This is a genomic window from Rhodococcus sp. D-46 (assembly GCF_011290655.1).
GTDB lineage: Bacteria > Actinomycetota > Actinomycetes > Mycobacteriales > Mycobacteriaceae > Rhodococcus_F > Rhodococcus_F qingshengii.
Window position 1 is genome coordinate 1 of sequence record NZ_JAANTF010000008.1, and the last position, 12,805, is coordinate 12,805.

Annotated in this window: 14 protein-coding genes; 4 read left to right on the forward strand and 10 right to left on the reverse strand. The window is 61.9% G+C overall.

What is annotated here, in order from left to right; genetic code table 11:
- Positions 1-106 precede the first annotated feature (106 nt).
- The 3 genes from G9U53_RS20810 to G9U53_RS33320 form a co-directional block, all read right to left on the reverse strand.
- Positions 107-445 carry a hypothetical protein gene (locus G9U53_RS20810; protein ID WP_230691590.1) on the reverse strand — a complete coding sequence of 113 codons (339 nt, stop codon included), beginning with the start codon at positions 443-445 and terminating at the stop codon, positions 107-109.
- A 78-nt stretch (positions 446-523) separates the two neighbouring features.
- The gene (locus G9U53_RS20815) at positions 524-889 is read right to left on the reverse strand and encodes a pyridoxamine 5'-phosphate oxidase family protein (protein WP_047269305.1); all 366 of its coding nucleotides are present in this window, start codon (positions 887-889) and stop codon (positions 524-526) included.
- 112 nt (positions 890-1,001) lie between these two features.
- Positions 1,002-1,370, reverse strand: a complete 369-nt coding sequence (locus tag G9U53_RS33320) for a hypothetical protein (RefSeq protein WP_020906454.1) — start codon at positions 1,368-1,370, stop codon at positions 1,002-1,004.
- A gap of 704 nt (positions 1,371-2,074) precedes the next feature.
- On the opposite strand from G9U53_RS33320, the gene G9U53_RS20825 reads away from it, so the two are divergent.
- The gene (locus G9U53_RS20825) at positions 2,075-2,545 is read left to right on the forward strand and encodes a hypothetical protein (RefSeq protein WP_003945723.1); all 471 of its coding nucleotides are present in this window, start codon (positions 2,075-2,077) and stop codon (positions 2,543-2,545) included.
- A 7-nt stretch (positions 2,546-2,552) separates the two neighbouring features.
- Here G9U53_RS20825 and G9U53_RS20830 read toward each other — a convergent pair whose 3' ends face one another.
- The 3 genes from G9U53_RS20830 to G9U53_RS20840 form a co-directional block, all read right to left on the reverse strand.
- Complete coding sequence (locus tag G9U53_RS20830; protein ID WP_054187969.1) at positions 2,553-3,476, reverse strand: DUF2797 domain-containing protein; 924 nt, start codon at positions 3,474-3,476, stop codon at positions 2,553-2,555.
- Between the two features lie 65 nt (positions 3,477-3,541).
- Positions 3,542-4,198, reverse strand: a complete 657-nt coding sequence (locus G9U53_RS20835) for a DUF305 domain-containing protein (RefSeq protein ID WP_007734614.1) — start codon at positions 4,196-4,198, stop codon at positions 3,542-3,544.
- Positions 4,195-5,760 (reverse strand): hypothetical protein, encoded by a 1,566-nt coding sequence (locus tag G9U53_RS20840; RefSeq protein WP_165639135.1) that lies wholly within the window; start codon positions 5,758-5,760, stop codon positions 4,195-4,197. Before G9U53_RS20840 ends, G9U53_RS20835 begins: the two co-directional genes overlap by 4 nt.
- 178 nt (positions 5,761-5,938) lie before the next feature.
- Between G9U53_RS20840 and G9U53_RS20845 the strand changes: the two genes are divergently transcribed.
- Together G9U53_RS20845 and G9U53_RS20850 are read left to right on the forward strand one after the other, a co-directional pair.
- A complete protein-coding gene (locus G9U53_RS20845; protein WP_228401948.1) occupies positions 5,939-6,526 on the forward strand; it encodes a TetR/AcrR family transcriptional regulator in 588 nt (195 codons plus the stop codon).
- A 45-nt stretch (positions 6,527-6,571) separates the two neighbouring features.
- Positions 6,572-7,708, forward strand: coding sequence for a GIY-YIG nuclease family protein (locus tag G9U53_RS20850; protein ID WP_165639136.1), 1,137 nt, complete (start codon positions 6,572-6,574; stop codon positions 7,706-7,708).
- A gap of 80 nt (positions 7,709-7,788) precedes the next feature.
- Here the strand turns inward: G9U53_RS20850 and G9U53_RS20855 are convergent, their stop codons facing one another.
- From G9U53_RS20855 to G9U53_RS20870, 4 genes are all read right to left on the reverse strand, one after another.
- Entirely contained in the window at positions 7,789-9,006 is a 1,218-nt protein-coding gene (locus G9U53_RS20855) for a Dyp-type peroxidase (protein WP_165639137.1), read from the reverse strand.
- Positions 8,999-9,499 (reverse strand): copper chaperone PCu(A)C, encoded by a 501-nt coding sequence (locus G9U53_RS20860; protein WP_003945769.1) that lies wholly within the window; start codon positions 9,497-9,499, stop codon positions 8,999-9,001. The genes G9U53_RS20855 and G9U53_RS20860 overlap by 8 nt, the downstream gene beginning before the upstream one ends.
- Positions 9,500-9,524: 25 nt before the next feature.
- Positions 9,525-10,955 carry a PepSY domain-containing protein gene (locus tag G9U53_RS20865; protein ID WP_042920206.1) on the reverse strand — a complete coding sequence of 477 codons (1,431 nt, stop codon included), beginning with the start codon at positions 10,953-10,955 and terminating at the stop codon, positions 9,525-9,527.
- A 109-nt stretch (positions 10,956-11,064) separates the two neighbouring features.
- Positions 11,065-11,595, reverse strand: coding sequence for a hypothetical protein (locus G9U53_RS20870; RefSeq protein ID WP_007734626.1), 531 nt, complete (start codon positions 11,593-11,595; stop codon positions 11,065-11,067).
- A gap of 220 nt (positions 11,596-11,815) precedes the next feature.
- On the opposite strand from G9U53_RS20870, the gene G9U53_RS20875 reads away from it, so the two are divergent.
- Positions 11,816-12,523: a hypothetical protein gene (locus tag G9U53_RS20875; protein WP_064112938.1), complete on the forward strand. Its 708-nt coding sequence runs from the start codon at positions 11,816-11,818 to the stop codon at positions 12,521-12,523.
- Positions 12,524-12,805: the final 282 nt, after the last annotated feature.

Below are 12,805 nucleotides of genomic sequence, written 5' to 3' on the forward strand. Positions count from 1 at the left end.
TGCGGTCGAACCGGTCGACCGTCACACGAACTGACCATCGTCACTCACATAACTCACACCGTCGACATCGAACAATGGGGGCCTACCAGCAAGGTTTTGAGATATGTCAAAACTGCGTGCAGATAATTCTTGTATCGCAGCCGTTGTGGCCGAATTCGACGGTGACGTCGTCGGTCCAGGCGGTACCGAACAGCGCGCGGTCGTATCCGGTCTTGGGTGCGCGTCCCTTGACGGGGATCTGTGCCAGCAGTTCAATTGCGGCGGACGAAGGAGCCGAGGCTTCGGTCACGACCGTCGTGGTGACACCGGATCCGATTCCCGAACCGAGAGAAGATGTTTCGGGCGCGTCGGCGTTGGAATTGGCGCAACCTCCCAGCACGATCACGGCAGCAATGCCGATGGTGACGCCGGTGATGCCGCGCCTGTGATGTGCCGTGCGTGCCATGTGTGAGAGTCCATTTCTGCGAGAGATGAACTACAAGTATGTCATTCACGACAATTCGGGCCTAACCGGCACTGTCTGTCAGTCTGGTCGAAGGAACCATCGAGTCACCGGGACCGAGACGAGGACCCGCGGACCGTCACGAGTTTCGTCTGCGGCATCCCAGCCGTCGTACTTCTCGCCGAAAAGTCTCAGGAGGTCGACGAATTCGCCGACGTCGTGATGAATTGTCGCGAGGCCCTGTGCGACCCACGGGTCGCCAGCGGATCCGTCGACTGCCAACGAGACCCGAGGATCGTCCAGCAGGTTCCGAACCTTACGATTCTGCTCAGCGCTCGGTATCCAGAATGTGTTCTGATGCAGTAAGAACCAGACCGGAGTCGTGTGCGGCGAGCCGTCGCTTCGGAGGGTGGTCAACCACACGCAAGGAGCATCCGCGATAGTCACGGTCCCAGTATCGGCGCCGGCGCGAGGTTCACCAATCGAGTGTTCGGAACGAACAATGCCCGGCCCTCGCCGTTGGCGAGGACCGGGCATTGTCGGGAAGGGAGTGGAAGCGTCAGATCTCGATCTTGGGGGTCTGTTCGCCCAGCTTGTGGCGGGCCAGCGCCAGGTTCGCACGCGCACGGTCCAAAACGAGGTACACGAACAGCGTCGACAGTCCGGGCGTCTCGAGGACGCGAATGAGGTGGTACTGGTTGCTCAGGGTGATCAGGATGTCTTCCAGGGTGTCGGTAATCCCCAAGTTACTCATCGTGCGGAGCTTTGCTCGCACAACCTCGGAGTTGCCTGCGCCGGCGTACTCGAGGCTGAATGACGGGTTGCCGCTCATGCCGAGAACCATTCCGCTGTCGGCGTCGACGACGGCTGCACCGCTGGCACCGTCGATGCGCATCAATTCGCCGAGGATCTTGTCGATGTTGCTCATTGCTTCTCCTTGGTAGGGCCGAGTCGCGCGGGGCGACTCCAGGTGATGCTTCGGTGGTGAAGTCATCGGTACATTTCGAGGTGGAATCGTTGGTTGCGGCGTCGGGAGTGGGTCGGGCGGCAACTTTTCAGTTTGTGAGATTTGTGGGCTCGTTCCGTTCGGTGCAGATGGGCGGCCATTCGACGACTCGAATTCGTCGATGCGGTCTGCGGGTAGCCAGCCGTCTCCGGCGGGTGCGTTGAGTGGCCGTCTCGTATCCGTCTCGTAGTCCGGGGCCGGCGGCTGGAGTTGCGGATACACCGGTGCGGTCAGCGGTCGCTTGTACGGAATCGGCTGACCACCCGCGTCGGCGACGTTCGCGAACCAGGCGGCGTACCCGGGGTCGCTGCGATCGAGGTTTTGCCCGCGATCGTCGTCTTCCTCGCGGGAACCTCGTCGACGAAAAAGTCCCACTCGTTCCAGCCCCTTATAGACGAACTATTTCCGATCGGAGCGTTCCGGATGAACGCAGCAGACCGGACAATCCCACCCGTAGTTATTTTTCAGTTAAGTCACCGTAGCATGGGTTCGCGAACGGGGCATACAGTCCAATCCCGCAGTCGGGAGGGCGAGGCGCTCGGATTCGGCAGGATGCTCGGGCAATTGGCGCTGACGGGCGACGCCGGTCCGTTCGAGCGCCAGTGGCCCTCTGGCATCCTTGAGGGATGAAGAAAACGATCACCGGGTTCATCGGTGCCTGCTCGCTGGTGGCGCTGGTTGCCTGCGGTTCTGACGGAGACAAGCCGACCGAGGTCGGAACACTCACTTCCTCTGCTTCGGCGACCACCACGGCGACGTCGACGACGTCATCCGAGGCTCCGGCGACGTCGTCGGAAATACCTACCGAGACCCCTTCGGTCGACTCGAGTGCTCCGGCTGAGGTCCCGTCCGACCCGAATGTGAGTTCGGCGCTGCCACGGACCTACGCGCAGGCGTGCTCCGACGTTCTCCGGTACCTCGACGCATACCAGCCGGCCATCGACGAGTCCGGAGAGGAAATGGGCATGACGCGTGAATCATTGGCAAACGACATGCTGACCTCCATCCAGGCTTATCCCGAATGGTCGAGCCTGTCTGCCGACGAGCAGGCCGAGGTCACTCGCGGATTCGCCGCAGCGACTGCGGGAAGTTGCTGACCTACTTTCAGAACAACGATTCCTGAATCGCCACGCCAGGGGACTCGAACTCGCCGACGGTGATGGTTCGACCGACCAGTCCGGACACGTCCGCGACAAAGCGTGGCGATTCAGAGTCGGGGTCGATCCGCAGCGAGGCGATCGAACCGGCAAGGCCCTCCAAATACAAGGAATGTTCGCCGGACTCGAAAGTGTGCGGGTACGCGATCAACGGTGCCGCATCGAAGACCATGTCAGCGCACGCCGGCGCCGTCCATTCTTCGGGAGCCTCCAGGATCTCGATTCCGTCGATGTCCGATCCGATGTCATTCAGCTCGTCTTTGATCGACGATACGAAGTGGTGCAACGACTTTCGTAGTTTCTCTCGATCCAAGGGCCCTGTCAACGCTTCGATTTTCCGAGACGTACGTATTGCCTGGCTCAAGTGGAAGTGCTCCGAAACTCGGGCTTCGAGGGCGCGAATGCTGTAACCGTCCGTCGACCGCGCTACGAACAATGCGCAGACTGCCCCTTGTTCGGCGACTCGCGGATGCTTGCGGAACTCGGAAGCCGTCCCCACCTTCATCTGGCCGCCGGCGAATACGTCGACGTAGAGCCATTGTGGTTGTGCGAGGTAGGTACGCACATTCGGATGAATGTGCGCGCCGCTGACGTGTGCCTGATGAACCGTGGTGAACCCCTCACGATTTCGGCATCGGTCGCATTGGCGTCCTGCGGTGACCGTCGCCCCGCGGTCGCACGGCGAGTGTCCTGGACCTTCGGCGGTGAGATCTCGCCAGCCGAGGCAGCGGCGGCCCTTCGTCTCGTCGACGGAGAATCGCAGCACCGAGTCGTGAGTGAAGAAGGTCGTAGCGGAAGTGGTGTCGTCGACGCATCGGATCCGCGGTGCTGTCGGGTTCGACCAATCGATTCCGCGAACGAGCAGGGTCATGATGAAGTGTCGATTCCTTCTGTAGTTCGCAGGTCGACACCTATGGTAGTCACTGCACATGCGGGTCAGTGCAGTGGTTGTGCCCCACGTTGTTCGAGCATCAGCGTCATCAGCCCGGATTCCTGACTCTGGGTGTTGATCATGTCGCGGGCGGACTGTTTCACCGGCCCGCTCTCGAGTAGGGCGTCGGCGGCCTGCGCCATGGCGATCCCGCCACGGTGGTGGCGTTCCATCAGTTGAAGGAAAAGGACCTCGGCGTCGAGCCCGCGAGCGCTGCTCAGTTTCTCGAGTTCTTCGGTCGTAGCCATACCAGGCATGGAGTCGGTCTCGGTGTCCAGCGTTGCCGGGTGATGACGAGAGTCACCCGCGCCGCTCGGCGACGCCTCCATCCACGCCATCGGCGTTCTACTGTTCGGCGGGACACCGGCCAACCTCAGCCAACCGAGCATGACACCGATTTCCGTTCGTTGAACATCGTCGATCTGCTGGGCCAGTCTCGTCACCGCCGGGTCCACATCGGGACTCAGACGCGCGAGAATGAAGAGGGCCTGTTGATGGTGGGCCGCCATGTCGTGCACGAATCCGATTTCGGTTTCGCTCAGAACAGCTCTCTGCGTGTGGTTCTCGGGTGCGAACAGCGGACGTAGTGCTGCGCCGAGTACGAGCAGCATCAGTGCTGCAGCCACGAGTGCGACGGCTTTGACCGCTCGCGGTGCCGTCATGATCCCACGGTCGTCTTCTGGTCAGCCGGTGGTGTGTAGACACCGTTTTCGAGTTGCATGGCAACAAAGCCGTTGTCGGCGCACGTCGCCCACAACGTGGTCCCGCGCCATTCGGGCGGGGAGAAGCACCAATCGGTCGAGATGTCGCCGAGAGCGACCATGCCCGACCGCGAACTCAGTGCTTGGCCGGGGTCGAACTGGCCCTGCGCGATCGACTGCGCGATTGCCGGGGTGCTGAGAACGGGTACCCCGATGAGCGACGCGAGAGCGTGTGGCGAGTTGGCGAGTTCGAGATTGCCGCCGGTCCGAGCAGGTGGGTTGAAGTACGCAATTTCGTGGACGTCGAAGGGATCTCGAACATCGAAGACCCGAATCCCGCTCGAGATCCATCCACATGCCAGCGCCGTCGGGTCGACCGGGCGATCTGCCGAACAGTAGTGAGATTCGTACGCGAACAGCGATCCGCCGGCAGCAGACGCCAGCGCAGCGTCTTGATTCTCCGGCAGATTGATTTCGAGCTTCACTGAATTGACGACCGACGGTTCGTCGTCATCGGAGACGTCGATCAATTTGACTCCGCCGGAACCACCTTCGTCGACGGTGAACAGGTACGGCGAACCGTCGTAGGTGACCGGAATGCTGTGTTGGGTGGCCCACCCGTCGGTCCACGAGAGCTGGGACAGTTGGCGCACCCGAGGATTCGGGACGCGGCGCTGAACCTCACTGATGTCGAGGACATGTATTCCGCCGAGATTGTTCGACAAGTACATGCGATTTCCGTCGGGACTGATTCCGAAGCCGTGCGTCGACAACCCGATGAGGTCCTGCCAGACGACGCGTGGGTTGCCGGGATCGGTGAGATCGACGGCGCTCACCACGCCGGGAGCGGTGCCGGAAGACCAGTAGGTGTTCCCGTCCGGTGAAAATCCTCCCTCGTGATTGGTGATGGGCAGCAGCATCCCCAGATCGGTTCCTGGTCCGGGGTTGAGTAGTTTCGGGTGCGCGCAATCGGAGATGTCGTAGACCGACATCAGGCCGACGCCGGTCAAGAGCGGAACGCCCGTGCCCACCAGCAGCTTTCGCGCGGTGTTGACCTTGAGGCTCTCCCACGTTCCGGCCAGCATCGCGGGTTCGGTCAGCGTGGCGGTGAGAGCGGGATTGGCAGGATCCGATACGTCGAGAACTTGGACGCCCTGTGCGGGGCCCAGGAGGTTCCCGGGGAAGAAACTGCCGACGTACGAGCAGTGTTCGAAGTTGGTGGACGTGATCCCGCCGCCGCGACCCGAGTAGCCGCCGATCTGAGACATGTTGCAGCTGTAGCCGTCTCGGCTGCGTCCGCTGTTTCGGTCCTCGGCCGGAACATCACCCTGCAACCCGGTCTCGGGCATCGATCCCGGGCCGCATTCGGCGCGGCTTGCGGCGGTGGAAGCGACACCCGGGTTCTCGTGGATCGAGCCCGGGGCAGTGGCGGGCTCAGCCGACGCGACGCACACGGGAAGCACGGTGATCAAGGCGACGAGTGCGATGGCAGATCTGGTTCTGATGGTCGTGAACGATTTCATCGAGTCCAACTCCCGGTGCGGGATTGCCTTTCGTATCTCACGGGCAGACGTATCTCACGGACAGGCAGCACGGAGGGCAGGCGCGTGTTCGAGCGCTCACGACGATCGGGTCGGGGTGTGAACCGGTGTCGGGCCGCAACCAACCGGACAATGCTGTCCGGTTGGTATCGTAGTGTGCGTGACATCGTCTGGCCGCGTCAATAGCGGATCTCTCAACAGAGGGCCGAGAGATGCGGCGCGCAATCGTGCGGCACTCGTCTCAGCAGCTCGTGAGGTGTTCGCCACTCAGGGTTTTGCTGCTCCGCTCAGCCTGATCGCCCGCACGGCCGGCGTCGGTCAGGGCAGCCTCTACCGGCACTTTCCCACTCGCGAAAGCCTCGCACTCGCGGTGTTCGACGAGAACATCGTCGAGCTGCAAGATATGGCTGCCGATCCGGATTCGACTCTCGACGATCTTTTTCGATTGTTGGTAGACCAGATCACCACCTCCATCGTGTTCGTGGAGGTCATCAAGCCCGTCTCCTTCGGCGACTCACGACTGAATTCGGCAGGCACCCGCCTGACCGATCTCCTCGAAGGACGCCTCGAGGAGGCGCGTCGAGCTGGGAAGATACGCGAGTCCGTGACTGCTGAGGACGTGATTCTGGCGATCGCGATGTTCGCCGCGATCATGGAACGGACTGCCGAGAGCTCGCGAAAAGAAGTCGCGCAGTCGGCCTGGAACCTACTTGTGCAGGGACTGGCCGGGCCGGCAGCGGCGGGCTGAGTCGCGTTCGCCTCGCGTCTCGAGGTGATCGCCTAGGCTCGTGGCATGGCTATTGTCTGGACAGTTCCTCGCGCTATCGGCTCCACCTTGCTCGTTGCTCCGTTGATCAAGGAGTTCCTTGTCGAGGGTGACGGCACCCTCGATGCAAAACTGACTGCGGTTGGTACGGTCTCTGCATCTCTCGAGAAGCAAGTCGGCCGCACGTTCACCTCGATCAGCGCTGCTTCGGCGGCAATCTTTTCCGGTGCTGCCGGTTCCACCAGCGTGCCAGACGCACTACGTCTGGCCGTGATGCGCACTCTGTCCACCGAGGTCGTCGTCAGGAAGCCGGCTCCGCAGCCGTTCTCCGAGAAGGTCGGTAAGAGACTGGGGCAGTACGTCTTTGCTTTGCGTGACCCGCGTAACGACCAGGTGTTCCATGTCGGGCACGGCACGGGAAATCAAGTATTCGCGCCGGTATTCGAAGCGCTCGGTGAACTCGCGAACCTCGAAAGAGCGGACGCTCCGGTCGAGTCGAATGCCGCTGTGACGGCAGCCAAGATCGCTCGGATCCGCGAGATCTACGACGCAGGTTCGGCGGTGGAGCACTTCGTACTCCTCCGCTCGGTCTCTGCCGCCACGGATTCGGCCGCCACTACCGACGAGGTCGTCCGAGGCATCGTGGAAGCCTTGCGGATCACCGACGCGGGAGAGGGTCTGACCAATCTCGCAGGCGATACCTCGGACAAGGACGCCCGTGCGACCCGCGTCGAGGAACTCGCATTGCGCTACTCGGCTGATCCCGCGCCGGAACTCCCGACGCCGAGCATCGTCCTCCACGTACCGGCCTCCGCCCGTCCGGGAGCAACGCCGGAAGAGATCTACGAACTCGCGCGCGCCGAGTGGTCTGCCGGTGCGGCTGTTCGTGCCGAGATCGGAATTCCCGTTCTGGTGTTTGCCGACAGCATCATTCGTGGTGCCTTCCGTGCTCAGTCATGGGAGGTGTCCACCCGCAATGCCGACGGAAGCCAACTGTGGCGGTTCAACGGAACCGTCGACGACGAGCTTGCTGCCAAGTACGTCGGAACCGAGGTCACCCCACACAACGTCGGCCTGAAGAAGTGGCCCGCCAGTGGGTGGGTCACGAGGTTGACTACCGCCCGTCCAGGCGCGGTCATGCCGGGACCTCGTAAGTCCAAGTAACGCAACAACTTCAGGTAGAAGTCATTGTGGGGGCCGGATCCGTTCGGATCCCGCCCCCACAATATCGTTGCCCGGGGTTGTCAGCCGAGCAATCCGCTTCCCAGATAGTCGTTCTCGGTGCATCCCGGCGGAATGAGATACACCGCAGAACCGATCGGCGTCGTCCACTCGTTGAGTGCGTCGAAGTCACTCAATCGCTGTTGGACCGGTAGATATTGCTCGGCGATGTCCCGTTGGAATGCTGCGAAGATCAATCCCGAATTCGAGGTCTGCCCGCTCTCGGGTGCGTCGTCGTAGTTGTATGCCCGACGGAAGAACTGCTCCTTCTCATGCGTCTGGTGGGCTCGCGCGATGTGTGATCCTGGCGGGATCACCGGAATCCCGAACCTGTCCGTGAGTGTGAAATCCGCTTCGTCGAATTCGTTGGTTCCGTTGAGCGGAGCGCCATTGGACAACGTGCGCCCCATCGTGAGTTCGCGCCCCGAACGGTCGAGTTCGTCCCAGGTATCCATTTCCATGCGAATGCGTCGCAGTACCAACGAGGTTCCGCCCGCCAGCCACGACTGACCCGCGCCGTCGTGCCAGATCAGTGAATCGAAATCCACTGTTCCCGGAGCAGGATTGACGGTCCCGTCCACTTGGCCCATGAGGTTGCGCATCGTGGTTCCCTCAGGCGTGGTGCCGCGAGCGTTGCGGAATCCCTTTTGTGTCCACCGGATGGTTGTCAGTGATCGGACGTTCTTGGTCAGAACTCGCACAGCATGAGCAATGGTCACCGGATCGTCGCCACAAATCTGCAACAACAGGTCCGATCCGCCCCATCGATCGTCAAGTCGGTCGATCGCGTAGCTCGGCAACGGCTCGAACCAGTCCGGTTGACGTGCTTGCAATCCCAGCTTGGTGAACAGGCCAGGGCCGTAGCCGACGGTCACTGTCAAGCGTGCCGGATCCACAGCCAGTTCCCGTTCGGTGTCCGCCAACGCCGGGTTGCCCGCGGTGAGCCGTGACGCATCCTCGGACCACATCTTCATGATTCCGACGACGACTGCTCGATCGGTTCCAGGCAAGAGGTCGAACCCGATGAAGGTGCCGTGCGCTTGCGGCGTGGTGTCGATGCCGGCTTGGTGGACTCCGTAGAACGGTTCCACCAGCTTGCCTGCTTGCTGCTCCTGTTCGCTGCGCTCGACCACTGTGGTTGCGCCCCAAGTTATTCCCGCCACGCCGAGCGCGGCGGCGCCTCCTCCGAGAAGGCGCCGCCGACTGACTGCTCGGCTGGGCGGGTTCGTGTTCTCAGCCACCGTGATTCGGGTCGTAGTTCTCCTGATTACCGGAGAAGTCGCGAATCTGGGCTGTGAACGTGGTGCTGGAACCGTCGTCGTAGATCAAGGTGAGGTCGGTTTCTGCGCCTGGGAGCAGCGGCGCGGACAGGTCCATGAACATGAGGTGGTCACCGCCCGGGGTGAGGGAGGCGGATCCGTTGGCAGGGACCAGGAAACCGCCGTCCTTGGGACGCATCGTCATCGTTCCGCCGTCGCCGGTCACGACTTCGTGCAGCTCGAGTCGAGACGACGCGGGGCTGGTGGCCGAGACCACGCGTACATCCTTGTCACTGGAGTTGACGAGTTCGGCGAACGCCGCGCTCATTCCTTCCGGCGCGGCCTTGACCCATTGATCCTGAACTGTGATGGATTGTGCAGCTTCGGTTTCCTTGTCGGAGTTGGAAGAACAGCCGGTCAGGGCGAGAGCTGCGGACAGTGCAACAGCTGCGAATATCTTTGTGCGAACAGTCATGTGTGTCTCCGTAATTCGTGAAGTGTCAGGTGGTGGCACGGCGTTTGAACGCCGCAAGGCACAGGTCGATCAGCAGGAATGCGAGAAGGCTGATGCCGAGTAGCGGAACGAACCAACCGACCAACGCCGTGATCGCGACGAGCGCAACGAGGCCGACCGGGGAGAGGTTGCGGATTCCGCCGCGGGCAGGAACCCGGCCGGCTGCCCAGTCGGAGCCACGAGTGGGGCGTCGGCGCCACCACATGATGTAGCCCCGAATGACCACGCTGACCAGTGCGAGTGCCAGTGCGGCGAGTGCGATCTGGTTGGCAAGACCGAACAGCAGGCCCATGTGGAGTTGGATTCCCCAGGCCGAAAGTTTGGCTGCGAGTGGCCAATCCGAGAACCACAACTCGTCGGTGACCTTTTGCGTCGCTCCGTCGATTGCGATGGTGTTGTTGCTGTACACCCAGGGCTGACGTGTCTGGGCGACGGTGAACGCCGTCTCGGCGTTCGCGGGTATCGATACTTCGACGGGACCGGTGATCCCGTTGTACCTGGCGATACCGAGGACGGTGTCGACGCGTCCGACGTTGGTGTCCGTCAGCGTGCCGGTGGCGGCGGGGGCCATGTCGTGACCCTCGTGCCCGCCTGTCGCCGGAGGGGGAGCGTCGCCGAGAGTTTTCACAACTGAGGGCGTCGTCCAACTCAACGCGGTTCTCAGATTGCTGACGTTCTCTCCGGCGTAGGTCGACCACGTGAGGCCGGTCGCCGAGAGGAAGACCAATGCAACTGCTATCCAGATGCCGACGACACCGTGCCAGTTCAGGGTCCGGCTTCGTCCGGTGGATGCTCGGTCGATCGTGAGCAGTCGAGCGTTCCGGGCGGTGCGGTATCGACGGAACCAGAGGTAGACACCGCCGAGTGCGACCACCCACATCCACGACGCGGCCAATTCGCTGTAGAGGCGGCCGGGTTCGCCCAGATGAAGGTGGCGATGCAGTTGGGAGATCCAGGTTCGCAGTGGCAGCGAACCACTGCTTCCGTAGACCGCCAACTCGCCGACCGGCTGTGCGAGCACCGGATCGACGAAGACGGCGAGCCTCTCCGATTCGCCCAGTGACGGATCGGTGAACAGGACTCGGGTGGTTTCGCCGGCAGCAGGGGACGGACGTACTGCCGATACGGTCAAGTCGGGGCGGTACTGCTGAGCGGAACGGATCTGGTCGTTCAGTGACGCGATCTGTCCGGTGGTGTCGGTCTGGAGGTAGTCGCTGTAAACGAACTTCTCGATGGTGGGTGCCATCGCGTAGAGGCCGCCGCTCAAAGCGGCGATGAGGATGAACGGTCCGATCAGGACGCCGGCGTAGAAGTGCAGACGCAGGATCAGTGGTCTGGCGCCGCCAACCTGCTTCTTCGGGGGAGAACTGTCGTTGGACGCGCGCGTCTGTGCGCGCTCCAATTCGGGTGCGGACATGCGTGTACTCGATCCCGCCGTGCGCCTTTATTAACCGCGGGCGGTTAATAAAGGCGCACAGCAAAGTGGCGCACGTAATCACGTGCGTGAAAGGAAAAGGGGAGGTGAGTTACACGAATGCCGGTGGGCCGCGAGTGCCCAGGCCAGAGGTGAGAAGTTGACGCAGAACAACTTTGGCGCGGTATCGAGTACGTGCAGCGAACGGTGACGGTTCAGCTGCCCACGGGCGCAATAGAACGGCGACGATTGCCGCTACCGTCGATGCGGCCACGACGTATCCGCGTTCTGCGCCGCGGATCAGCACTGCGCACACTCCGACGGCAGCGATGTGTGCTGCGAGCATCGGAAGGGACAGGAGCAGGCCGTGTTGATGATCCGAAGCGATGGTCAAGGTCGCGTGACCGATGGCCTGGCCCGCAGCGAGCATGAGGGCGAGCAAGAGCGCGGGGGAGCGACGGGTGTCGATGGACGTGACCACCGCGCCGACGCTCGCGCAGGCGAGGATCAGCAACACGACAGCGCTTTCGGACGGGGCCATGCCGCCGCCACCGAGCGCGTGGGCTGCGACGGAAACCGCGCCGGAGGTGCCGCCCACGAAAGCACCGCGCAGCTGCGCGACATCTTTCGGACCCGGCGTCATACGCGAAAGGATACAGGCGCCTACTACCGGGCTTAGTAGGTGATCGGTCGGGATCGTTTCGGTGGCCGACCGACGAACGTGTTAGGTGGGGGATTTGTCCGATTCGCCAAACTTTGCCGAGGACCGGGTGAAACAAACGTGACGGTCATTTTCCGGTGCCAGACTTGGCTCTGGTCGCCGGCAACGGGTCGACGGCAGGGCAAACACATAGGAGAGTTTCATGAGGCGTCGATTCTTTGCGATATTCGCCCTGATGGGTGCGTTCGGTCTCTTCCTGTCTTCGGTGGCCTCGGCGGACCCGGTCACACGCTCCGTGTCGGGCACCCTTGTCAACTCGTGTAGCGATACTGGCGATCCGGTCGGGATATGGATGGTCGTATGGGATGGCTCGACGCAGATATCCTCGGCCACTGTCGGGGTGGGTGGCGGATACACGATCACGAACGTTCCTCCGGGCAATTACACGGTCAGTCCATACTCGCCGGCTGGATGCGGATCCGTACCCGACAGGACGGCGGTAGATCTGACGACGTCCGACGCGACCGGGATCGACTTCGAGTTGGTGAAGGTGTTCAGCATCGTCGGAACTGTCACTGGGTGTCCGGGTGCTGACGGGGTCGGGGCGTCTGACGTGACGTTGAATCTCCTCGATGCCGGCACGCAAATCGCGACGACAACGACGGATGATTCCGGTGACTACTTCTTTCAGTACAAGCCGGCCAAGGACGGCTATTCCGTAGAAGTGGTTCCCGGCAGCGGATGCGGTGCCGATCCAGCAGTAATTCCGGTGAATCTGAGCACGAATGACGTCACCGGTGTCGACTTCGCGCTCACTGCCGACGGCTGCGATACGGGCAGTTCGTTCGGAAGTGTGGATCTGTCGACGATTTTCGGAAGTCTCGGTAGTTCGGAATTCTGCAGCAGCTGAACACTTGTCCATGAAGGGAGGGTGATCGCCGAGGCGATCGCCCTCCCTTTTCTCGTTTGTTACCAAGGGATTTGCCCTGACATTGCGGAAGGCTGTTTCTAGCGGCAGATGAAGATATCTGTGCCGCATATCGTTACGACGTTCGTATTTGCTGAGATCGGCACAAGCTTGGGGACCAAAGTCATCGAAGTGCGGGTGTAACGGTCTGTTGTGCCACGACGGTATTGAGCAGAGAACGGCAAGCCCGCCAGAGTGATAGCGTCCGAGAGGCTATGTCCGAAA

Bases quoted from the DNA above. Each gene is read 5' to 3' on its own strand.
- G9U53_RS20850 (WP_165639136.1), top strand. From the start codon at position 6,572: ATGGCTATTGTCTGGACAGTTCCTCGCGCTATCGGCTCCACCTTGCTC.
- G9U53_RS20860 (WP_003945769.1), bottom strand. From the start codon at position 9,499: ATGACTGTTCGCACAAAGATATTCGCAGCTGTTGCACTGTCCGCAGCT.
- G9U53_RS20875 (WP_064112938.1), top strand. From the start codon at position 11,816: ATGAGGCGTCGATTCTTTGCGATATTCGCCCTGATGGGTGCGTTCGGT.
- G9U53_RS20835 (WP_007734614.1), bottom strand. From the start codon at position 4,198: ATGACGGCACCGCGAGCGGTCAAAGCCGTCGCACTCGTGGCTGCAGCA.
- G9U53_RS33320 (WP_020906454.1), bottom strand. From the start codon at position 1,370: ATGAGCAACATCGACAAGATCCTCGGCGAATTGATGCGCATCGACGGT.
- G9U53_RS20870 (WP_007734626.1), bottom strand. From the start codon at position 11,595: ATGACGCCGGGTCCGAAAGATGTCGCGCAGCTGCGCGGTGCTTTCGTG.
- G9U53_RS20810 (WP_230691590.1), bottom strand. From the start codon at position 445: ATGGCACGCACGGCACATCACAGGCGCGGCATCACCGGCGTCACCATC.
- G9U53_RS20830 (WP_054187969.1), bottom strand. From the start codon at position 3,476: ATGACCCTGCTCGTTCGCGGAATCGATTGGTCGAACCCGACAGCACCG.
- G9U53_RS20825 (WP_003945723.1), top strand. From the start codon at position 2,075: ATGAAGAAAACGATCACCGGGTTCATCGGTGCCTGCTCGCTGGTGGCG.
- G9U53_RS20865 (WP_042920206.1), bottom strand. From the start codon at position 10,955: ATGTCCGCACCCGAATTGGAGCGCGCACAGACGCGCGCGTCCAACGAC.
- G9U53_RS20840 (WP_165639135.1), bottom strand. From the start codon at position 5,760: ATGAAATCGTTCACGACCATCAGAACCAGATCTGCCATCGCACTCGTC.